General features: G+C 67.2%; 18 protein-coding genes and 1 riboswitch. Of the genes, 11 read left to right on the forward strand and 7 right to left on the reverse strand.

Annotated features, from left to right (window positions below; genetic code table 11):
• Nucleotides 1–42 precede the first annotated feature (42 nt).
• Nucleotides 43–525, reverse strand: coding sequence for a DUF4168 domain-containing protein (locus tag CDO44_RS18290; RefSeq protein WP_087781725.1), 483 nt, complete (start codon nucleotides 523–525; stop codon nucleotides 43–45).
• Nucleotides 526–955: 430 nt separating this feature from the next.
• Between CDO44_RS18290 and rplM the strand changes: the two genes are divergently transcribed.
• From rplM to CDO44_RS18320, 6 genes are all read left to right on the forward strand, one after another.
• Nucleotides 956–1,384 (forward strand): 50S ribosomal protein L13, encoded by a 429-nt coding sequence (rplM, locus tag CDO44_RS18295; protein WP_087781726.1) that lies wholly within the window; start codon nucleotides 956–958, stop codon nucleotides 1,382–1,384.
• 10 nt (nucleotides 1,385–1,394) lie between these two features.
• The gene (rpsI, locus tag CDO44_RS18300; protein ID WP_087781727.1) at nucleotides 1,395–1,787 is read left to right on the forward strand and encodes a 30S ribosomal protein S9; all 393 of its coding nucleotides are present in this window, start codon (nucleotides 1,395–1,397) and stop codon (nucleotides 1,785–1,787) included.
• A gap of 252 nt (nucleotides 1,788–2,039) precedes the next feature.
• Nucleotides 2,040–3,122 carry an N-acetyl-gamma-glutamyl-phosphate reductase gene (gene argC, locus CDO44_RS18305; RefSeq protein WP_087781728.1) on the forward strand — a complete coding sequence of 361 codons (1,083 nt, stop codon included), beginning with the start codon at nucleotides 2,040–2,042 and terminating at the stop codon, nucleotides 3,120–3,122.
• Nucleotides 3,122–3,934 (forward strand): DUF6776 family protein, encoded by an 813-nt coding sequence (locus CDO44_RS18310; RefSeq protein ID WP_087781729.1) that lies wholly within the window; start codon nucleotides 3,122–3,124, stop codon nucleotides 3,932–3,934. Before argC ends, CDO44_RS18310 begins: the two co-directional genes overlap by 1 nt.
• A gap of 218 nt (nucleotides 3,935–4,152) precedes the next feature.
• Nucleotides 4,153–4,521, forward strand: coding sequence for an iron-sulfur cluster insertion protein ErpA (gene erpA / locus CDO44_RS18315; protein ID WP_087781730.1), 369 nt, complete (start codon nucleotides 4,153–4,155; stop codon nucleotides 4,519–4,521).
• Nucleotides 4,522–4,614: 93 nt separating this feature from the next.
• Nucleotides 4,615–6,600, forward strand: a complete 1,986-nt coding sequence (locus CDO44_RS18320) for an ATP-binding cassette domain-containing protein (RefSeq protein WP_087781731.1) — start codon at nucleotides 4,615–4,617, stop codon at nucleotides 6,598–6,600.
• A gap of 103 nt (nucleotides 6,601–6,703) precedes the next feature.
• Here CDO44_RS18320 and CDO44_RS18325 read toward each other — a convergent pair whose 3' ends face one another.
• A complete protein-coding gene (locus tag CDO44_RS18325) occupies nucleotides 6,704–7,813 on the reverse strand; it encodes an anhydro-N-acetylmuramic acid kinase (RefSeq protein WP_198951390.1) in 1,110 nt (369 codons plus the stop codon).
• A 4-nt stretch (nucleotides 7,814–7,817) separates the two neighbouring features.
• Nucleotides 7,818–9,269: a M23 family metallopeptidase gene (locus CDO44_RS18330; protein WP_087781732.1), complete on the reverse strand. Its 1,452-nt coding sequence runs from the start codon at nucleotides 9,267–9,269 to the stop codon at nucleotides 7,818–7,820.
• Nucleotides 9,270–9,533: 264 nt separating this feature from the next.
• On the opposite strand from CDO44_RS18330, the gene tyrS reads away from it, so the two are divergent.
• The 4 genes from tyrS (at nucleotide 9,534) to CDO44_RS18350 (ending at nucleotide 13,194) form a co-directional block, all read left to right on the forward strand.
• Nucleotides 9,534–10,811 (forward strand): tyrosine--tRNA ligase, encoded by a 1,278-nt coding sequence (gene tyrS / locus CDO44_RS18335; RefSeq protein WP_087781733.1) that lies wholly within the window; start codon nucleotides 9,534–9,536, stop codon nucleotides 10,809–10,811.
• Between the two features lie 113 nt (nucleotides 10,812–10,924).
• Nucleotides 10,925–11,575, forward strand: a complete 651-nt coding sequence (locus tag CDO44_RS18340) for a YbhB/YbcL family Raf kinase inhibitor-like protein (protein ID WP_087781734.1) — start codon at nucleotides 10,925–10,927, stop codon at nucleotides 11,573–11,575.
• Nucleotides 11,568–12,221, forward strand: coding sequence for a histidine phosphatase family protein (locus CDO44_RS18345; protein WP_087781735.1), 654 nt, complete (start codon nucleotides 11,568–11,570; stop codon nucleotides 12,219–12,221). Before CDO44_RS18340 ends, CDO44_RS18345 begins: the two co-directional genes overlap by 8 nt.
• Before the next feature lie 79 nt (nucleotides 12,222–12,300).
• A complete protein-coding gene (locus CDO44_RS18350; protein ID WP_087781736.1) occupies nucleotides 12,301–13,194 on the forward strand; it encodes a LysR substrate-binding domain-containing protein in 894 nt (297 codons plus the stop codon).
• Here CDO44_RS18350 and otnI read toward each other — a convergent pair.
• From otnI to CDO44_RS18370, 4 genes are read right to left on the reverse strand one after another with little or no spacing between them, the layout of a single operon-like run.
• The gene (otnI, locus tag CDO44_RS18355) at nucleotides 13,160–13,990 is read right to left on the reverse strand and encodes a 2-oxo-tetronate isomerase (RefSeq protein WP_087781737.1); all 831 of its coding nucleotides are present in this window, start codon (nucleotides 13,988–13,990) and stop codon (nucleotides 13,160–13,162) included. The genes CDO44_RS18350 and otnI overlap by 35 nt on opposite strands.
• 16 nt (nucleotides 13,991–14,006) lie before the next feature.
• Nucleotides 14,007–14,942, reverse strand: coding sequence for a 2-hydroxyacid dehydrogenase (locus CDO44_RS18360; RefSeq protein ID WP_087781738.1), 936 nt, complete (start codon nucleotides 14,940–14,942; stop codon nucleotides 14,007–14,009).
• A 54-nt stretch (nucleotides 14,943–14,996) separates the two neighbouring features.
• Nucleotides 14,997–15,806: a class II aldolase/adducin family protein gene (locus CDO44_RS18365; RefSeq protein ID WP_087781739.1), complete on the reverse strand. Its 810-nt coding sequence runs from the start codon at nucleotides 15,804–15,806 to the stop codon at nucleotides 14,997–14,999.
• A gap of 26 nt (nucleotides 15,807–15,832) precedes the next feature.
• Entirely contained in the window at nucleotides 15,833–16,822 is a 990-nt protein-coding gene (locus tag CDO44_RS18370; protein ID WP_158213335.1) for a tripartite tricarboxylate transporter substrate binding protein, read from the reverse strand.
• A gap of 244 nt (nucleotides 16,823–17,066) precedes the next feature.
• Nucleotides 17,067–17,214: riboswitch (ZMP/ZTP riboswitch) on the forward strand.
• 154 nt (nucleotides 17,215–17,368) lie between these two features.
• Between CDO44_RS18370 and glyA the strand changes: the two genes are divergently transcribed.
• Entirely contained in the window at nucleotides 17,369–18,613 is a 1,245-nt protein-coding gene (gene glyA / locus CDO44_RS18375; RefSeq protein WP_087781741.1) for a serine hydroxymethyltransferase, read from the forward strand.
• The last annotated feature ends 142 nt before the right edge of the window (nucleotides 18,614–18,755 follow it).

The raw sequence follows: 18,755 nt of genomic DNA on the forward strand, positions 1-18,755 counted from the left end.
ACCCTTGCGAGCATCGGGGCGGCTCCGCCCCGGCGGCCGTGGCTAGCGCATCATCGTGCCGCCACCCGTGGATCCGCCACCCATGGAGCCTCCGCCCATGGATCCGCCACCCATCGAGCCCGAACCCGAACCCATCGATCCGGAGCCGGAGCCTCGCATCAGTTCCCCGTAGCGCTGCATGAGGGCGGGGTCCTGCTGGACGGCGGCGTTGATGGCGTTGAATTCCTGGACGGTCAGCCCTTCGCTCCATACCGCCTGGGCCTTGCGCCCGTTGACCTCGTCAAAAGTGGCGTTGGTGGCCTGTCCGGTCGAGGTGGTGGTGGCGCCGGTGGTCTCCGCTCCCGTGCCCGGCGAAATCGCATTCACCTTCCTGGCGGCGTTGGCGAAGCGCTGGAGCTGGTCGGTGGATACCGACTGCGGGGAGACGGCCGCCTGCCGGGCGGGCATGTCGCGTTGCGGGGAAGCGCAGGCGGCGAGGCCTGCGGCCACGGCGGTGGCGGTCAGAATGGTCTTGATCGTGTTCATCGACGGTCTCCATAGGGGCCATGAATCCGTAAGTGTCCCCTCAAGCCCGCCCAGCGGATTTTTTCTTATGTGTTCATGTTTATCAAAGCATGAAGCGTGGTCCAGGCATCACAAGGCCGTCTGGCGGGTGTCCTGTATTCTGGTTACAGCTGCCGGGCGCTTTCGTGCCATCCATGCGGATGAATGCCGGCGCGCCGGCGCCGCTGTGGCGGTGGGCGGGCATTGCAAAGCCTTTGACTTCGCGGCTCATTCCACGCTAACATAGCCGGCTGACCCTTTTCACACTTGCAATTTACAATGCTTAGGTGGCAAGGGTAGAACGCTGCCAGGGAATCCTGCGTGCCTACGACCCGATGCGCATGGCTCTTTCCCGGCATTTGAAATCCAGCGCCGTTATTTTTTCGCGGCGCGCCCGTCACAGAGATTCCTCATGAAAACCTTCGTTGCGAAACCGCAAGAAGTGACGCGTGACTGGTACGTGATTGACGCCAAGGGCAAAGTCCTAGGTCGTGTGGCCAGCGAAGTCGCACGCCGTTTGCGCGGTAAGCACAAGCCTGAATTCACGCCTCACGTTGATACCGGCGACTACATCGTCATCATCAACGCCGCCGACATCGTCGTTACCGGCAACAAGGCGCAGGACAAGCGCTACTACCGCCACTCGGGCTATCCCGGCGGTATCACCGAAACCACGTTCCTGAAGATGCAGCAGCGTTTTCCTGGTCGTGCGATCCAGAAGGCTGTCAAGGGCATGCTGCCCAAGGGGCCGCTGGGCTACGCCATGATCAAGAAGCTGAAGGTGTACGCGGGATCCGAACATCCCCACACCGCCCAGCAGCCCAAGCTGCTGGAAATCTGAGGAGCCGCGCATGATCGGTAACTGGAATTACGGAACCGGCCGCCGCAAGACTTCGGTGGCTCGTGTGTTCCTGAAGAAAGGCTCGGGCAAGATTACCGTCAACGGCAAGCCCGTGGACGAGTACTTCGCCCGCGAAACGGGCCGCATGATCGTCCGCCAGCCGCTCGAACTGACCGGCCACCTGGAATCGTTCGATTTCCACATCAACGTCCACGGCGGTGGCGTGAACGGGCAGGCCGGTGCCGTGCGCCATGGCATCACCCGCGCGCTGATCGATTACGACGCGACGCTCAAGTCCGCGCTGTCGCAAGCCGGCTTCGTTACCCGCGATGCCCGCGAGGTCGAGCGCAAGAAGGTCGGTCTGCACAAGGCGCGACGTCGCAAGCAGTTCAGCAAGCGCTGATCGGCTTCGATCTCACTCGTTCCCGCCGGCCCAGGCCGGTGGACGAGCAAAAAAGGCCGCAGCGATGCGGCCTTTTTTCTTTCTTCCTGTTTCTGCTGCATGGATCCGGCTCCTCGGCTTCTCCAGCAGCGGTAACATCAACGGGTTATATTTTCGAACAGTCAACTTACCCCTGAACCGAGGGCGCCGCCTGTCATGCGTCGCCCGGCGCCGTGCCTGACCGGCACGCCACGCGCAGGGGAGGAGATCCTGATGAGCAAGACAGAGGCGGGCTCCGCCAAGATCAAGGTAGGTATCGTCGGCGGCACGGGCTATACGGGCGTGGAATTGCTGCGCCTCCTGTCGCAGCACCCGAACGCGGAACTGGTTGCCATCACGTCCCGCAAGGAAGACGGCATGCCGGTGGCCGACATGTTCTCCAACCTGCGCGGCAAGGTGGACCTGGCGTTTTCCTCGCCGGACAAGGCGCCCCTGACCGAATGCGACGTGGTGTTCTTCGCCACCCCGCATGGCGTAGCCATGGCGCAGGCTCAGGAGCTGCTGGCCGCGGGCGTCAGGATCATCGATCTGGCCGCCGATTTCCGGCTGCAGGACACGGCTTCGTTCGAGAAGTGGTACAAGATGCCGCACGCCTGCCCTGACGTGCTTCGGGAATCGGTCTACGGCCTCGTGGAGCTCAATCGCGAGAAGATCCGCGGCGCGCGGGTAGTCGGCAATCCCGGCTGCTATCCGACCACGGTGCTGCTCGGCCTCGCGCCGCTGCTCGAAGGCCGGGCCGGTTCGTCCTCGCCGCTGGTCGATGCCGGGACGCTCATCGCCGACTGCAAGTCCGGCGTGACGGGCGCCGGCCGCAAGGCGGAACTGCACATCCTGTTCTCGGAGGCCAGCGACAACTTCAAGGCCTATGGCGTGTCGGGGCACAGGCATCATCCCGAGATCGTCGAGCACCTGCAGACGCTGCATGGCGGACCGGTGGGGCTGACCTTCGTGCCGCATCTGACGCCCATGGTGCGGGGCATGCACTCGACCATTTACGCCCGCATCGATCCGAAGGCGCGCGAGGTCGACTTCCAGAAGCTGTTCGAGCAGCGCTACGCCAACGAGCCTTTCGTCGACGTCATGCCCGCGGGCAGCACGCCGGAAACCCGCTCGGTAAGGGCGTCCAACATGATCCGCATCGCCGTTCACCGGCCCGGCAACGGCGACCAGCTCGTCGTCCTGGTGGTGCAGGACAACCTGGTGAAGGGAGCCTCGGGGCAGGCAGTGCAGAACATGAACCTCATGTTCGGACTGCCTGAAGACGCCGGCCTCGGCCAGGTGGCGGTGCTGCCCTGATGAAGCGGCGGCCGCTGTTTCCGGCGCTCGTGCCACGCCGGTTGCGGCGGGGCGCGGCGCTGGGTGCGCCGCCCGAGGTCGCCGGGCTGTCTACCGGTTCGCCGGGACGCGTGGTCGTATTGCTGGTGCTGCTGGCGCTCGGTGCGGCGCTGGGCACCGGTCTCTACGAGTCTGCGCGCCGGCTGGTCGGCGTCGCTCCGCAGATATCCGCTTCGGAGCTGGCTCAGCTGCGCGCCGAGAACCAGCGCCTGATTGCCGACAACGAACGCCTGCAGGGCAGCCTGGCCGCCTCGGAAAGCCGCCTGGCGATAGAGCGGGCGGCCAAGGACCAGCTGGCGGCCGATTTGCGCGCCGCGCAGAAGGAGATGGGCGACATGCGCAACGATCTGGCGTTTTTCGACCAGCTCATTCCCATGGATCCCCGCCAGGCGCAGGTCAGCATCCGTTCGGCCGAGCTCGAGCGCCAGGGTGCCTTGCTGCGCTACCGGGTCCTGCTGATGCGGGGCGGTCGACCGTCCGGCGAGTTCACGGGACGGCTGCAGTTCTCCGCGTCCGGCACCCGCGCGGGCACCGCGGCGACCATAGACCTGCATCCGTTCCTGGTGTCGGCCGAGGCGGGCGAGGCCGAGAGCGCTTCCGCGCCGGCCGCCGCTCCGTCCCTGGCCGATCCGTTGGCGTTGCGCTTCCGGCAATACCAGCGCGCGGAAGGGACGCTGGAGGTGCCGGCCGGATTCGTGGTCCGCAGCGTCACGGTGCGGGTGGTGGAGGGCGGCGTGGTACGCTCGCAGAGTACGGTCAACCTGCCGGCCTGAACCGCGGCCGGCCGCGCGGCGCCTTGAACCTGTGCCGGCCGCCACCATCTAAAAAGAAAGCCGTCCCGGATGTGCCGCCCGCCGCAGTGCCCCTGCCGGCGCCGGGGTTGAAATCAAGCGCCAATAGCGGTTGAATTATCTATTAACCTACGATTTACACCGATACAGCGCATGCGCGGTGCCCAGGCCGCCAGCCGGCGCGTATGCAAGGAGCAGTCATGAACGCAGCAGTTGAACAAGCCAACCTCGAAGCCCCTCCCATCGGGCTCGTCTTTACCGACGCCGCGGCCGCCAAGGTCAAGGAATTGATCGACGAGGAAGGCAATCCCTCGCTCAAGCTGCGCGTCTTCGTGCAAGGCGGCGGCTGTTCCGGCTTCCAGTACGGCTTCACTTTCGATGAAGACGTCAACGAGGACGATACCCAGCTGGACAAGAACGGCGTGCAATTGCTGATCGACTCCATGAGCTTCCAATATCTGGTCGGCGCCGAGATCGACTACAAGGAAGGCCTGGAGGGCGCGCAGTTCGTCATCAAGAACCCGAACGCCACCTCCACCTGCGGCTGCGGGTCGTCGTTCTCGGTCTAAGCTCGCCGGCTGCCGTTTTTTCAATCGGAGCGCCCTCGCGCAAGCCTGGGCGCTTTTCGTTTTTCTCCGGCCCGCGGGCCGGTGTGGCGTTTCATGGCTCTCATCGCACTGACCGACATCGAACTGGCCTATGGCCACGTCCCTCTCTTGCACCAAGCCAGCTTTTCAGTCGAGACCGGGGAGCGGGTCGGGCTGATCGGCCGGAACGGCACGGGCAAGTCTTCCCTGCTCAAGCTGCTGGACGGCAGGATCCTGCCCGACGATGGACTGATCTCGCGCCAGGATGGCCTGAAGGTCGCCACGGTGGAACAGGAGCCGGTATTCGACGAGTCGGGAACGGTGTTCGACGCCGTCAGCGAAGGGCTGGCCAAGGGGCGCGACCTGCTGCGCGCCTACCAGCGCCTGGCCCACGACCTGGCCGAGGCGTCCGGGGGGGCCGAGCACGATGCGCTGCTTGCCCGCCTGCAGGGCCTCCAGGCGGAACTGGAGGCGCACGATGGATGGACGGTACAGGCGCGGGTGACGTCGACGCTCGCCAGGTTGAACCTGCCCGCCGATGCGCCGGTGGACGGCCTGTCGGGCGGCACGCGCAAGCGGGTGGCGCTGGCGCGGGCGCTGCTGGGCGATCCCGACCTGCTGCTGCTGGACGAGCCGACCAACCACCTGGACTTCCAGGCCATCGCCTGGCTCGAGGAATTGTTGAAGGCCTTTGCCGGCAGCGTCGTGTTCATTACCCACGATCGCCGCTTCCTCGACGCCGTCGCCACCCGCATCGTGGAGCTCGATCGCGGCGCGCTGGCGAGCTTTCCCGGCTCCTTCGCCGCCTACCAGGCGCGCAAGGCCGAGATGCTGGAGGCCGAAAGGCTGGAGCAGGCCCGTTTCGACAAACTCCTTGCCCAGGAGGAAGTGTGGATACGCAAGGGCGTGGAGGCTCGCCGCACGCGCAGCGTCGGCCGGGTGAAGCGGCTGGAGCAACTGCGCGTGCAGCGTGCCGAGCGACGCGAGCGCATGGGGAAAATCTCGATCGACGTGGCCGAAGGGCAGCGCTCGGGCAAGCTGGTGGCCGAGCTCGTGGACGTCTCGAAGTCGTTCGGCGACAAGCCGGTGATCCGGTCGTTCTCGACCACCGTGCTGCGCGGCGACCGCATCGGCATCATCGGACCCAACGGCGCGGGCAAGACCACCTTGCTCAAGCTCATCCTGGGCGAGCTGGCGCCGGACTCGGGGACGGTGCGCCAGGGTACCAATCTGTCGGTGGCCTATTTCGACCAGATGCGTGCCCAGCTGGACGACGACATGGCGCTGGCCGACGTCATCAGTCCCGGCAGCGAGTGGATAGAGATCAACGGCCAGCGCAAGCATGTGATGAGCTACCTGGGCGATTTCCTGTTTCCGCCGGAGCGGGCGCGCTCGCCGGTCAAGAGCCTGTCGGGCGGCGAGCGGGCGCGGCTGCTGCTCGCCCGGCTGTTCGCCCGGCCGGCCAACGTGCTCGTGCTCGACGAGCCGACCAACGATCTGGACATCGAGACGCTGGAGCTGCTCGAGGAGCTGCTCCAGGATTATCCCGGCACGGTGTTCCTCGTTAGCCACGACCGCACGTTTCTCGACAACGTCGTGACCCAGACCATTGCCTATGAAGGCGATGGACATTGGCGCGACTATGTGGGCGGCTATGAGGACTGGGCGGCCCAGAGTGCGCGGGCTGCGCAGGCCGCGGGTGCCGGGCGTCCCGCGGCGGGCAAGCGCGATGGCGACAAGGGGCCGAGGGACGGCGCGGCCAGGGAAACAACGAGCGCGGCCGCTGCCGCCGGAGCGGCTTCCGGTTCGCCGGCACCCGCCCGGCCCGCGGGGCGCTCGCGGCTGAGTTCCTGGGAAGCAAAAGAGCTCGATGGCCTGCCCGATGCCATCGCCGCGCTGGAAGCCGAGCAGCAGTCCCTGACCGAACGCCTCGCCGATGGGCTGATCTATCGCGACAACCCCGCCGAGGCGGCCGCCATCCAGCAACGCATGGCCGCGATCGAAGAAGAGCTGATGGCCAAGCTCGAACGCTGGGAGCTCCTCGAAAGCAAGCGCAGCTAGCTTTTACCGCCGATCACCCCACCCAGGGCACCGCGGATCCGGCTCCGCCGGTCCGTAAGTAGAGCCCCCTGGGGGCGCGTGTCAGCGCGTAGGGGGGGCGATCTCAAGCGGGATAGTAGGCCCCGAGTATCCGCGGCCCCGCCGCGCCCGTCACGGCCGGCAGGTTGCCGGCCAGGCCTTCCATGTGCCGGTGGGCCAGCCAGGCGAAGGCCAGGGCTTCCATCTGCTGGGCCGGCACATTCGCATTGTCGGTCGGGGCGACCGGGCAAGACAGCGCCGCCGCCAGGGCCCGCATCAGGCCGCCGTTGCGCGCGCCGCCGCCGCACACCCATACCTGTTCGCAGGCGGGCTGCTGGCGCCGGATTTCGCGCGCCGCCGTTTCGACCGTCAGGGCCTGGAGGGTGGCCTGGACGTCCGCCGGATGCAGCGGGCCGTGGGCCGCCTGCCATGCCTGGAGGCGCCGATCCAGCCAGGTCTCGTTGAAGAGATCCCGTCCGGTTGACTTGGGCGGCGGTGCGGCCAGCCAGGGTTCGGAGGCGATGAGCTCGGCGAGCAACGCCGGCTGGAGCGTGCCCGAGGCGGCGTAGCGGCCGTCGCGGTCGTAGGGCTGGCCGGTGTGGCGCGCGCACCAGGCATCCAAGAGCAGGTTGGCGGGGCCGGTGTCGTAGCCCACGACGCCCTTGGGCGACAGCAGGGTGACGTTGGCGATGCCTCCCAGGTTGAGGACCGCCTGTGGCCGCGCGGTGCCGAACACTGCGGCGTGGAAGGCCGGCGCGAGCGGCGCGCCGTGGCCGCCGGCGGCGACGTCGCGGCTGCGCAAATCGGCGACCACCGCGATGCCGGTCAGCTCGGCCAGGCGGGCCGGCGCGTTCAACTGCACCGTGTAGCCGGCGTCGGGGCGGTGGCGCACGGTCTGCCCATGCGCGCCGATCGCACGTATGCGGTCCGGCGCCAGGCCGGTTTGCGCCAGCAGCTTGGCCACCACTTCGGCATAGAGTTCGGCTAGCGCGAGCGCCGCGCGCGACATGCCGTGGATTTCGTCGAAGCCGGGCTGGTTGAGGGCCAGCAGCGAGGCCCTCAACTCCGCCGGCATGGCGGCGTCCGCGTGTCCCAGGATGCGGGGCGCGGGGCCGGAGAAATCGGCCGCCACGCCATCCACGCCGTCCAGGCTGGTGCCCGACATCAGGCCGATGTAGGGGCCCGTCCCGGACATGCCGTTACTGGCTCGCCAGCGACGTGTCGCCCGCCGGCATGCTGTAGTCCTTCAGCTGGGCCAGGAGCGCCATCTGGTGCCGCAGGGGATCGGTCTGCTTCTTGAACAGCGCGAGACCGCGGGCATTGAGCTCGGGCGCCTGCGGCAGGGCGACCGTGAGCGGGTCGACCGGCTTGCCGGCGATGCGGAATTCGTAGTGCAGGTGGGGGCCGGTGGCCCAGCCGGTCGAACCCACGCGGCCGATGAACTGGCCCTGCGAAACCCGCGAACCCTTGGAGAGGCCGGGTGCGAAGGCGCTCATGTGGGCGTAGAGCGTGGAATATTGGCCGTGGTGACGGACGATCACGACGTTGCCGTAGCCGTTCTGCCTGCCGATGAAGTCGATGGTGCCGTCCGCCGTGCTGCGGATGGGGGTGCCCTTCGGTGCGCCGTAGTCCACGCCCTTGTGCTCGCGCCAGGTCTTGAGGATGGGGTGGAAGCGCCGCGAAAAGCCGGACGTGACGCGGGTGAACTCCATGGGCGAGCGCAGGAAGGCCTTGCGCAGGCTCTTGCCGTCGAAGGTGTAGTAGCCGCCGGTGACGCCGGGCTGCTGATCGAACCACACCGCCTGGTAAGGCGTCCCCTTGTTGACGAACTCGAGCGCGATCACCTTGCCGGCCCGCACGTAGTTGCCCTGGTGCGTGTAGGTTTCGTAGACCACGTTGAAGTGGTCGCCGCGGCGCAGGTCGCGGTGGAAGTCGATGTCGCCGGAGAGGATTTCCGCGATCTGGGTGGCAATGCTGTCGGGGATGTCGGCGGCGTCGGTGGCGCCGAACAGCGAGCTGTGGATTTCGCCATGGGCGATGCGCGTCTCGCGTTCGGTATCCAGCTGCACTTCCTTGGCCGAAAGGCCTTGCGCGGTGCGCTCGATCTGCAGCATGCGCGAGACGACCTTGCCGTTGGTCTCGGTGCCGGGGGTATGGATGTAGCGCAGCCAGCGGACTTCGCCCAGTGCGTCGGTCGATGCCTGGACCACGCGGCCGGGGTAGAGCTGGTACAGGCTGCGGGTGTCCGCCGAGCTGCGCACGAAGCGTTCGAGCTCGGGATCGTCCACGCCCAGCCGGTTCAGCAGCGTGGCGACGGAATCGCCGCGCTGGACGCGCTCCTCGCGGATGAAGTCGGGGGCGTTGGCCTCCTGCTGCGCGACCTGCTCGGCGAGGTCGGGCAGGTCCAGGGACTGGACGATCCGGGTGGTGGGCAGCATGGCCGCGTCGGGCGCCAGCGGGGCGACGCCGATCGCGGCAGCGGTGACGAACAGCCCTGCCGCGCCGGCGCCGACGACGATGCGGCGTTTCAGCGGAGACGAGGTGATGGTAAGGGTGGCGGGATGGGAGGTGATGCGGGAGAAGACTTGCTGCACCGCTTCGGCGATGCGTTTGAGCACCGCGCCGGCGATGCCGGAAAACTTACGATTCATGCGTCCTGGCCCCTGGGGTCGGTTGGGCTAGAATTGCTTCGGAGTGCGGGTCCGAAGCGCGGCGTGTTCCGCGCCTCGCGCCGTTGTGGCACTGCAACGTTGCTGCGCAGCACAAAAGGAGTCGCAAGGCTCGAGGGTGATCGAACCGCGCCTCTCATTTGTAACAACGGGATGTAGCCGGAACTGGCCGAGTATATAGAAAGACTCGATGCCCTGCCAATACGATTAATTACAATTTACACATTTTCCAGAGCAGTTCACGCCATGATCGAAACGAAATCGACCGACCCGTCCGCACCTCTCTCCGGCGCACCGGAGGCGAAGGAGACATATCCGGTTACACCGGAGGTCGAGCGCGATCTGGCGATCGTGCGCCGGGGCTGCGACGAGCTGCTGGTGGAAGCCGAATTCGGCCGCAAGCTGGCGCGCAGCCGGACGACCGGGACGCCCTTGCGCATCAAGCTGGGCCTGGACCCCACCGCGCCCGACATCCACCTCGGACACACGGTGGTGCTGAACAAGATGCGCCAACTTCAGGAACTCGGCCACACGGTCATTTTCCTGATCGGCGACTTCACCTCCATGATCGGCGACCCCAGCGGCCGCAACGCCACCCGCCCGCCGCTCACCCGGGAACAGATCGAGGCCAACGCACAGACCTACTACGCCCAGGCCAGCCTGGTGCTGGACCCGGCCCGCACCGAAGTCCGCTACAACTCCGAATGGTGCGATCCGCTCGGCGCACGCGGCATGATCCAGCTCGCCTCCCGCTACACCGTCGCCCGCATGCTCGAGCGCGAGGACTTTACCAAGCGCTTCAAGAACGGCGTGCCGATCTCGGTGCACGAATTCCTCTATCCGCTGATGCAAGGCTACGATTCGGTGGCGCTGAAGGCCGACCTGGAGCTGGGCGGCACCGACCAGAAGTTCAACCTGCTGGTGGGGCGCGAGCTGCAGAAGGAATACGGCCAGGAGCCCCAGTGCATCCTGACCATGCCGCTGCTCGAAGGCACGGACGGCGTCGAGAAGATGTCCAAGTCCAAGAACAACTACATCGGCATTTCCGAGTCGCCCGAGTCGATGTTCGGCAAACTGATGTCGATTTCCGACACCTTGATGTGGCGCTACTACGAACTGCTGTCGTTCAAGTCGCTCGACGAGATCGCCAGCTTGAAGCGCGACGCCGAGGGCGGCCGCAATCCGCGCGACATCAAGGTCCTGCTGGCGCAGGAAATCGTTACACGTTTTCACTCGGCCGCTGCCGCCGACCAGGCCCTGGCCGACTTCGAGGCCCGTTTCAAGCAGAAGGCCATCCCGGACCAGATGCCGGAAGTCTCGCTTGCCGGGGCGCCGCTGGGGATCTTGCACGTGCTGCGCGAGGCCGGGCTGTGCGCCTCGGCTTCCGAAGCGCAGCGCAACATCGAGCAGGGAGGCGTGCGCATCGATTCGGCCAAGATCGAGGACAAGGGCCTGAAGCTGGAGGCCGGCACCTACGTCGTACAAGTTGGTAAACGAAAGTTCGCCCGCGTCACGGTACGATGAAGGGCCGGAGTCGCTTTCCGGGCCGCCCCCGGGCGCACCACGCCGCGCACGGCGGTTAGAACCCAGGCACATCATGCCGTGGTAAACGATTCTTAGTTCTTAGGAGTATCGCGATGAAGCTCTGGAGCAATTCCTTCATGGATGGCGAACCCATCCCGGCGCGCTATGCCTTCGGCAAGATCGATCCCAAGACGCAGGTGACGCTGTCGGACAACGTCAATCCCCATCTCGCCTGGGACGACGTGCCGGCGGGCACGAAATCTTTCGCGATCATCTGCCACGACTACGACGTGCCCAGCAAGGGCGACGACGTCAACCAGGCCGGCCGGCAGGTGCCCGCCGACTTGCCGCGCGTGGATTTCTTCCACTGGGTGCTGGTGGACCTGCCGGCATCCAGGACCGAGATCGAGGAAGGCGAGTTCAGCAACGGCGTGACGCCGCGCGGCAAGGCCGGCCCCCATGCGCCCGGCGATACCCGCCAGGGCGTCAACGACTACACCGGATGGTTCGCCGCCGACCACGACATGAGCGGCGACTACTACGGCTATGACGGCCCGTGCCCGCCGTGGAACGATTCCATCGTGCACCACTACGTCTTCACGGTGTATGCGCTGGACGTGCCCAAGGTGGCCGTGGAAGGCAAGTTCACCGGGGGCGACGTGCGCCGCGCGATAGAAAAGCACGTGCTGGGGCAGGCGGCGCTCATGGGCACCTACACCTTGAACCCCGCGCTGGCGCCCAGGCAGATCGCTTCCAATGACTGAGCTCTGGCTGGTCCGGCACGGCGAAACCGAATGGAACCGGTTGCGCCGCGTGCAGGGAACGCTCGATATCGGCCTGAACGCGCTGGGGCGCGCACAGGCCGAGCAGGTTGCGGCTCGTTTTCACCCGGGGCGCGACCGCGTGCACGCTATCTACAGCAGCGACCTCGGGCGGGCGCATGACACGGCGCGGCCGACCGCCGCGCGGCTGGGCCTGGAGGTCCGGCTCGACCCGGGACTGCGCGAGCGCAAATACGGCATCTTCGAGGGGCTCAGCTTCGACGAATTGGCCGAGCGCCATCCCGAGGCTGCCGTCGCCGTCCGCGAGCGGCATCCGGACTACGAGCTGGACGGGGGCGAGTCGCTGCGCCAGTTCCATCAGCGCGTGGTGGCGACGCTGGATCGCATTGCCGCCGCCCATCCCGGCGAGCGGGTGCTGGTGTTCACCCACAGCGGCGTGCTGGACACCGCCTACCGCCACGCCCAGGGGCTGTCGCTGCGGGCCGAGCGCCGCCATACGCTGCACAACGTCAGCATCAACCGTCTCGTGGTCGAGGACGGCGCGTGGCGCGTGGACGGCTGGGGCGACGTCGCCCACCTCGACGGCGGGCTGCAGGACGCGTGGGAAGAGCCGGCCGACGCCGCCTAGGGCGCCTCGCGGGGCCGAGCTGCGGGCTGGCCGCGTGCCGCCGGGGCGCCTCGTTCCATGTCGCTCCGGCGCAGCCATCGTGGACCTGAAGCAACTCGAATATTTCGTGCGCGTGGCCGAACTGGGCGGCTTCACGCGCGCTTCCATCGCGCTGAACATCGCGCAGCCGGCGCTGAGCCGCCAGGTACGCCAGCTCGAGATGGAGCTGGGGCAAAGCCTGCTGACGCGCAACGGGCGGGGCGTCGTTCCCACGGAAGCGGGCAAGGTCTTGCTCGAACACGGGCGAGGCATCCTGCACCAGGTCTCGCGCACGCGCGAAGAACTGGGCCGCGTGCGCGGCGCGCTCGCCGGCCGGGTTGCGATCGGGCTGCCGCCGCGCTTTGCCAAGATGCTGACCGTGCCGCTGACCCGGGTCGTCAGGCAGCGCCTGCCGGAGGCCGCGCTATCCATTTCCGAGAATCTGTCGACCAGCCTGCAGGAGTCGCTGATCAGCGGGCGGCTGGATATCGCGCTGCTGTACAACCCCGTGCCTTCCCCGGACGTCGATAGCGTGGTGCTGCTGGAAGAGGACTTCTACCTGGTCAGGCGGCGCGGCAGCGGTCCGGCGCGCAAGTCCATCGGCGTGCGCGAGCTCGCGGACGAGCCCCTGATCATCCCGACCCGGCCCAATACGATACGCATGCTGGTCGAGGCGGAGCTGGCGAACATCGGCAGGCATCCGAAAATAGCGATGGAGATCGACGGCGTCGCCGCGATGCTCGACCTGGTCGCCGAGGGAGTCGGGGCGGCGGTACTGTCGGTCAACGCGGTGCGAACTTCCGGCCGCGAGCGGGTGTTCCACGCCATTCCCATCGTCAAGCCGCGGCTGCGCAGCAAGCTTGCCCTCGCGGTCAGCGCGCAGCGGCCCGCCACGCGCACCCAGCAGGCCATGCAGGACATCATCCGCGAACTGGTGCTGGACCTGCGGATGTGAGGCCGTGCGCGCGGCGCAGCCAGTCCAGCCCGGCCGAAGTCCCGCCCGGTGCGCTTCCCCGCTCCGGGTGATACTCGCAGCCTATCCAGCCGTCGTAGCCCAGGGCATCGATCAATTCGAACAGGTAGGGGAAGTTCACCTCGCCGGTGTCGGGCTCGTGGCGGTCGGGCACGCCGGCGATCTGCATGTGCCCCACGCACCCGGTCGGCACGTAGCGGCGCAGCCGGGCCGCGAGGTCGCCTTCCACGATCTGGCAGTGATAGAGGTCCATCTGTACCTGGAGGTGGGGCGAGCCGACCTCGCGCACGATCGCGTGCGCCTCGTCCTGGCGCGTCAGGAAAAAACCGGGCGCATCGCGAGGGTTGATCGGTTCGATCAGCACACGGCGCCCGCTGCGCGCGGCCAGACCGGCGGCCCAGGCCAGGTTCTCCACATAGGTCGCGTGCAGCGCCCGCCGGTCGATGCCGGCCGGCACGAGCCCCGACATCACGTGCAGGCATTCGCATTCGAGCGCCGCGGCGTAGTCGAGCGCGCGCAGGAAACCGTCGCGGAACTCCCGTTCGCGGCCGGGCAGGCACGCGATGCCCCGTTCCGCCGGATCCTGCCTGGGCGTCGCATTGAAGAAAACCAGCCGCAGGCCATGGCCCTCGAGCCGCGCCGCCAGCTCGGCGGCGGGATAGGGATAGGGAAAGAAGAACTCGACGGCGGCGAAGCCGTCGCGTGCCGCGCAACCGAACCGGTCGAGGAACGGCCGGTCGGGATACAGCATGGTCAGGTTGGCGGCAAAGCGCGGCATGGCGGCGGGGCGGTCGTCAGACCGGCGTCAGTACCCGGCCTGTGCGGAAGTAGGCGTCGAGGTTGTCGCACACCAGCGCCTCCATGTCGGCCCGCGATTCGCGCGTGAAGCCCGCGATGTGCGACAGGGCGACGACGTTGTCCATGGCGAGCAGGGCTTCCGGCACATTGGGCTCGTTCTCGAACACGTCCAGGCCGGCGCCGCCCAGGCGGCCTTCCTGCAGCGCACGCACCAGCGCCGCTTCGTCCACCACGCTGCCGCGCGCGATGTTCACCAGGATGCCCCGGGGCCCGAGGGCGTCCAGGACCTCGGCATTGACCAGGTGCCGCGTCTGCGCGCCGCCGGGACAGGCCACCACGAGGAAGTCGGCCCACTTCGCCAGTTCGACCAGCGAGGCGACGTGCTGCCCGGCAAAGCCTTCCACCGGGCGGCGCGTGTTGTAGCGCACCGTCATGTCGAAACCGGCGGCGCGGCGGCCCACGGCCTGGCCGATTCCGCCGAAGCCGAGCAGCCCCATGTTCTTGCCGTGCACCCGCGTCATCAGCGGACGCTGGCCGGATTTCCAGCCGCCCGCCCGCACGAAGCGATCGGTCGTCGAAATGCCGCGGGCCACGTCGATTGCCAGTCCCATCGCGAGGTCCGCGACACAACCGTCCAGCACCTGCGGCGTATTACTGATCTGGATGCCCAGCCGCTTGGCCGTATCGACGTCGATCTTGTCGTATCCCACGCCGAAATTGGCGATGACCTTGGCGTTGGGCAAGGACTCGAGAATGGAGGCATCGCACGCGTCGCGAACGTGCACCACGATGCCTTCGAATTCCGCGCCGTGCTCGGCGAGGAACGCGGCCGGGTCGGGCTGCTTCCACAGCGGTGCGATGTCATAGTCGCGCGCCAGGCGGGCGTCGGCGGGCGGGGTGATGGGACCGATCTGCAGTACGCGGTGTTTCATTGTGGGTTCCTTCTTGTCGGGATGGGAATGGGCGCCGTCGTTCCGGCGCGCATCCTAATCACGATAGCTCATGTCGCGCCGGTCCAGCATCCGCAGCAGCGCGGGCCACTCGCGCTCGCCATGCGGCGGGTGGCTGCCGTCCGGATTGGGCGTGGGGGCGCGGCGCAACTGCTGGTAGGCGCGCTCCACCATGGCCGCCGCGGGCATGTGCAGCGGGCTGCCGGCCGACAGGGTCAAGAGCTGCGTCTGGCAGGCCCGCTCCAGCCGCTGCATGTTCACGAAGGCCTCGGCCACGTTGCTGCCCACTGCCAGCAGGCCGTGGTTGCGCAGGATCATGACGTCCTTGTCGCCCAGGTTGCTGGCGAGCCGTTGCCGTTCGTCCAGGTCCACGGCCACCCCTTCGAACTCGTGATATGCCACCGCCGAAGCGAACCGCATCGCGGTCTGGTTCAGTGGCAGCAATCCGCATTCGAGGGCAGACACCGCCATGCCGGCGGGCGTGTGGGTGTGCAGGACGCAGCCGACGTCGGGCCGCGCGCCATGGATGGCGCTGTGGATGACGTAGCCGGGCAGGTTGATGGTGTAGTCGGCGTTGGGATTGTGGATCACGTTGCCCGCGAGGTCGACCTTGATCAGGCACGAGGCCGTGATTTCCTCGTACATCATGCCGAAGGGGTTGATCAGGAAATGTTCCTCGGCGCCCGGCACGCGCGCCGAGATGTGATTCAGGATCATGTCGCTCATGCCGAACAGGTCGATCAGGCGATAGCAGGCGGCCAGGTCGACGCGGACTCGCCGTTCGGCGTCGGTGGCGCCGGGGTGAAAGGAAGTTTGCCGCGCGCGCGGCGCCGTATCCGTGTTCATCATGGGTTCCACTTTCGATGACGGGGTTATTGCTTTTCGATCCTGGCTTCCTCGATCACGACGCGCCATTTGGCCGCGTCTTTCAGGAAGACTTCCTTGAGTGCCTCCGGGCTGCTGCCGCGCGGCTCGATGCCGAGCGAGACGAAGCGCTGGCGCACCTCGGGGGTGGCCAGGGCCTTGGCGATCTCGCGGTTCAGTTTCTGCACGACGTCGGCGGGCGTGCCGGCCGGGGCGACGATGCCATTCCAGGATTCGGACACATACCTGGACAGGGTCGGGCCGCCGCTTTCGGCGATGGTGGGTACGTCGGGCAGGAAGCCGATCCGCGCCGGCGCGGTCGTGGCGATGGCCCGCAGCGAACCGCCCCGGATCTGGCCGAGCGCGCCGGTGACGGTTTCCATCGCCACCTGTACGCTGCGTCCGCGCAGCGCGGCGATGACGTCCCCGGTGGACTTGAAGGGGACGATGGGCACGTCCAGTCCCGCCATGGTGGCGAACAGCCGGGCCGACAGGTGCTGGGCGCTGCCGACGCTGATGGTGCCGATGTTGAAGTGCGCGGGATCGCGCCGGGCGGCGGCGATGACGTCGGCCACGGTCTTGAGCGGGCTGTCCTTGTCGGCGACCAGCAGGAAGTGAAAGGTCCCGATGGTGGAGATCATGGCAAAGTCGTCGACGGGGTCGTAGGGCAGCGATTTGAACAGGTAGGGGCTGAAGGCGTTCTGGCCGCTGACCAGCAGCAGGGTGTAGCCGTCGGGAGCGGCGCGGGCGACCGCGGAGGCGGCGGTGATGCCGCCGGCGCCGGGGGCATTCTCGACGACCACGCTCTGGCCCATGGACTTGGCCATCTCCTGGGCAAGGGTCCGGACAACGGTGTCGCCCAGGCCGCCGGGGCCGAAACCGACGACGATCTTGACCGGCTTGTGGGGAAAGTCTTGGGCGAAGGCCGGTGCGGTGGGGGCGAGGAGGGAAAGGGCGACCAGCAATGGGGCGAGGTGCCTGATGTAGCGGCGGTCCATGGTGTCTCCTGGTGGGTGCGGTGTCATCCCGCTTGGGGCGATTGTGGCGGGAGCGAGCGGGGGGGCGATAGCCTGTCGGGCGGACAGCTGATATGCCGATTTGATATGGAAGGGGGGGGTCTTGAGGTATTCGTTGCGGCTTTGCGGTATGGAAGAGTGCGCCGCCGCGCATCGCTCAGCGGGACAAACGCAGGCGCGTGCCTGTGCCTTCCTTCCACTCTGCGCTAAAATAGTGCGCATTGCCTTCGCCCTGCGTAACTGGCGATTCTAGGAAGCGGTTTCCAGCCGCTTTCCAGGTGGGTAAACCACAAGGAAGCGCAGGGTTTTGGCGGTATCCGGCACGAGCCTTCAGGCGGTGCCGGGGCCGCTCGCCGTTCGCCTGGGCAGCCGTTAGGCAGTTCGTAGATCGCGCATGACCACGAGTTTTTGCCAATCCGCCCGCCGGCGGGGCGGCCATGCCGGGGTAGCGCGGTTTTCGTAATCACGGCTGGCCGGTTGCGTCTATAACATGCCGGTTGGCCGCTCTGCACAGGAAAGGAAACTGTCATGTTCGACCGCAGCCGCACCATCGCCCAGATCGACCCCGACCTCTGGTCCGCCATCGAGCTCGAAAACCAGCGCCAGGAACAGCACATCGAGCTGATCGCCTCGGAAAACTACGCCAGCCCGGCCGTCATGCAGGCCCAGGGCACGCAGCTCACCAACAAGTACGCCGAGGGGTATCCCGGCAAGCGCTACTACGGCGGATGCGAATTCGTCGACATCGTCGAACAGCTGGCCATCGACCGCGCCAAGCAGATCTTCGGCGCCGATGCCGTCAACGTCCAGCCCAACTCCGGCTCGCAGGCCAACCAGGGTGTCTACATGGCCGTGCTCAAGCCGGGCGACACCGTGCTGGGCATGAGCCTGGCCGAGGGTGGCCACCTGACCCACGGTTCGCCGGTCAACGCCTCGGGCAAGCTCTACAACTTCCTCTCGTACGGCCTGAACGCCCAGGAAGAGATCGACTACGACCAGGTCGCGCGCCTGGCCGCCGAACACAAGCCCAAGCTGATCGTGGCCGGCGCGTCGGCCTATGCGCTGCGCATCGACTTCGCCCGCTTCGCCGAGATCGCCAAGGCCAACGGCGCGCTGTTCATGGTGGACATCGCCCACTATGCGGGCCTGGTCGCCGGAGGCGTCTATCCGAACCCGGTCCCGCACGCCGATTTCGTCACCTCGACCACGCACAAGTCGCTGCGCGGTCCGCGCGGTGGCCTGATCATGTGCAAGGCCGAGTTCGAAAAGGCCGTCAATTCGGCCATCTTCCCGGGCATCCAGGGCGGGCCGCTGGAGCACGTCATCGCCGCCAAGGCGGTGGCCTTCAAGGAAGCGCTGGATCCGTCGTTCAAGCAGTACGCCGCGCAGGTCGTGGCCAACGCCAAGGTAATGGCCGAGACGCTGGTCGAGCGCGGCCTGCGCATCGTGTCGGGCCGCACCGAGAGCCACGTCATGCTCGTCGATCTCCGGGCCAAGGGCATCACGGGCAAGGATGCCGAGCAGGCGCTGGGGCAGGCTCACATCACGGTCAACAAGAACGCCATCCCCAACGATCCGGAAAAGCCCTTCGTCACCAGCGGCATCCGGGTCGGCTCGCCGGCCATGACCACGCGCGGTTTCAAGGAAGACGAAGCGCGCCTGACCGCCAACCTCATCGCCGACGTGCTGGACAACCCGCGCGACGAGGCCAACCTGGCCGCCGTGCGTGAGCGTGTCAACGCCTTGACCGCCAAGTTCCCCGTCTACGGCTAAAGATGTGGCCCCCCCTACGCGCTGACGCGCGCCCCCCAGGGGGCGGCACTGGCGGACCGGCAAAGCCGGATCCGCTGTGCCCTGGGCGGGGAGGGGGTAGCGCCATGGAAAACTGACATGCATGTCGTCTAGAGAGAGCAGC

Source organism: Pigmentiphaga sp. NML080357, from assembly GCF_002188465.1.
In the GTDB taxonomy this organism is placed as follows: Bacteria; Pseudomonadota; Gammaproteobacteria; order Burkholderiales; family Burkholderiaceae_B; genus Pigmentiphaga.

What these genes read in the sequence shown, in the direction of transcription:
- CDO44_RS18360 (WP_087781738.1), bottom strand. Translation starts at nt 14,942, where the DNA reads ATGAAACACCGCGTACTGCAGATCGGTCCCATCACCCCGCCCGCCGAC.
- rpsI (WP_087781727.1), top strand. Translation starts at nt 1,395, where the DNA reads ATGATCGGTAACTGGAATTACGGAACCGGCCGCCGCAAGACTTCGGTG.
- CDO44_RS18290 (WP_087781725.1), bottom strand. Translation starts at nt 525, where the DNA reads ATGAACACGATCAAGACCATTCTGACCGCCACCGCCGTGGCCGCAGGC.
- CDO44_RS18345 (WP_087781735.1), top strand. Translation starts at nt 11,568, where the DNA reads ATGACTGAGCTCTGGCTGGTCCGGCACGGCGAAACCGAATGGAACCGG.
- tyrS (WP_087781733.1), top strand. Translation starts at nt 9,534, where the DNA reads ATGATCGAAACGAAATCGACCGACCCGTCCGCACCTCTCTCCGGCGCA.
- erpA (WP_087781730.1), top strand. Translation starts at nt 4,153, where the DNA reads ATGAACGCAGCAGTTGAACAAGCCAACCTCGAAGCCCCTCCCATCGGG.
- otnI (WP_087781737.1), bottom strand. Translation starts at nt 13,990, where the DNA reads ATGCCGCGCTTTGCCGCCAACCTGACCATGCTGTATCCCGACCGGCCG.
- CDO44_RS18325 (WP_198951390.1), bottom strand. Translation starts at nt 7,813, where the DNA reads ATGTCCGGGACGGGCCCCTACATCGGCCTGATGTCGGGCACCAGCCTG.
- CDO44_RS18310 (WP_087781729.1), top strand. Translation starts at nt 3,122, where the DNA reads ATGAAGCGGCGGCCGCTGTTTCCGGCGCTCGTGCCACGCCGGTTGCGG.
- argC (WP_087781728.1), top strand. Translation starts at nt 2,040, where the DNA reads ATGAGCAAGACAGAGGCGGGCTCCGCCAAGATCAAGGTAGGTATCGTC.
- CDO44_RS18320 (WP_087781731.1), top strand. Translation starts at nt 4,615, where the DNA reads ATGGCTCTCATCGCACTGACCGACATCGAACTGGCCTATGGCCACGTC.
- CDO44_RS18365 (WP_087781739.1), bottom strand. Translation starts at nt 15,806, where the DNA reads ATGAACACGGATACGGCGCCGCGCGCGCGGCAAACTTCCTTTCACCCC.
- CDO44_RS18370 (WP_158213335.1), bottom strand. Translation starts at nt 16,822, where the DNA reads ATGGACCGCCGCTACATCAGGCACCTCGCCCCATTGCTGGTCGCCCTT.
- CDO44_RS18330 (WP_087781732.1), bottom strand. Translation starts at nt 9,269, where the DNA reads ATGAATCGTAAGTTTTCCGGCATCGCCGGCGCGGTGCTCAAACGCATC.
- CDO44_RS18340 (WP_087781734.1), top strand. Translation starts at nt 10,925, where the DNA reads ATGAAGCTCTGGAGCAATTCCTTCATGGATGGCGAACCCATCCCGGCG.
- glyA (WP_087781741.1), top strand. Translation starts at nt 17,369, where the DNA reads ATGTTCGACCGCAGCCGCACCATCGCCCAGATCGACCCCGACCTCTGG.
- rplM (WP_087781726.1), top strand. Translation starts at nt 956, where the DNA reads ATGAAAACCTTCGTTGCGAAACCGCAAGAAGTGACGCGTGACTGGTAC.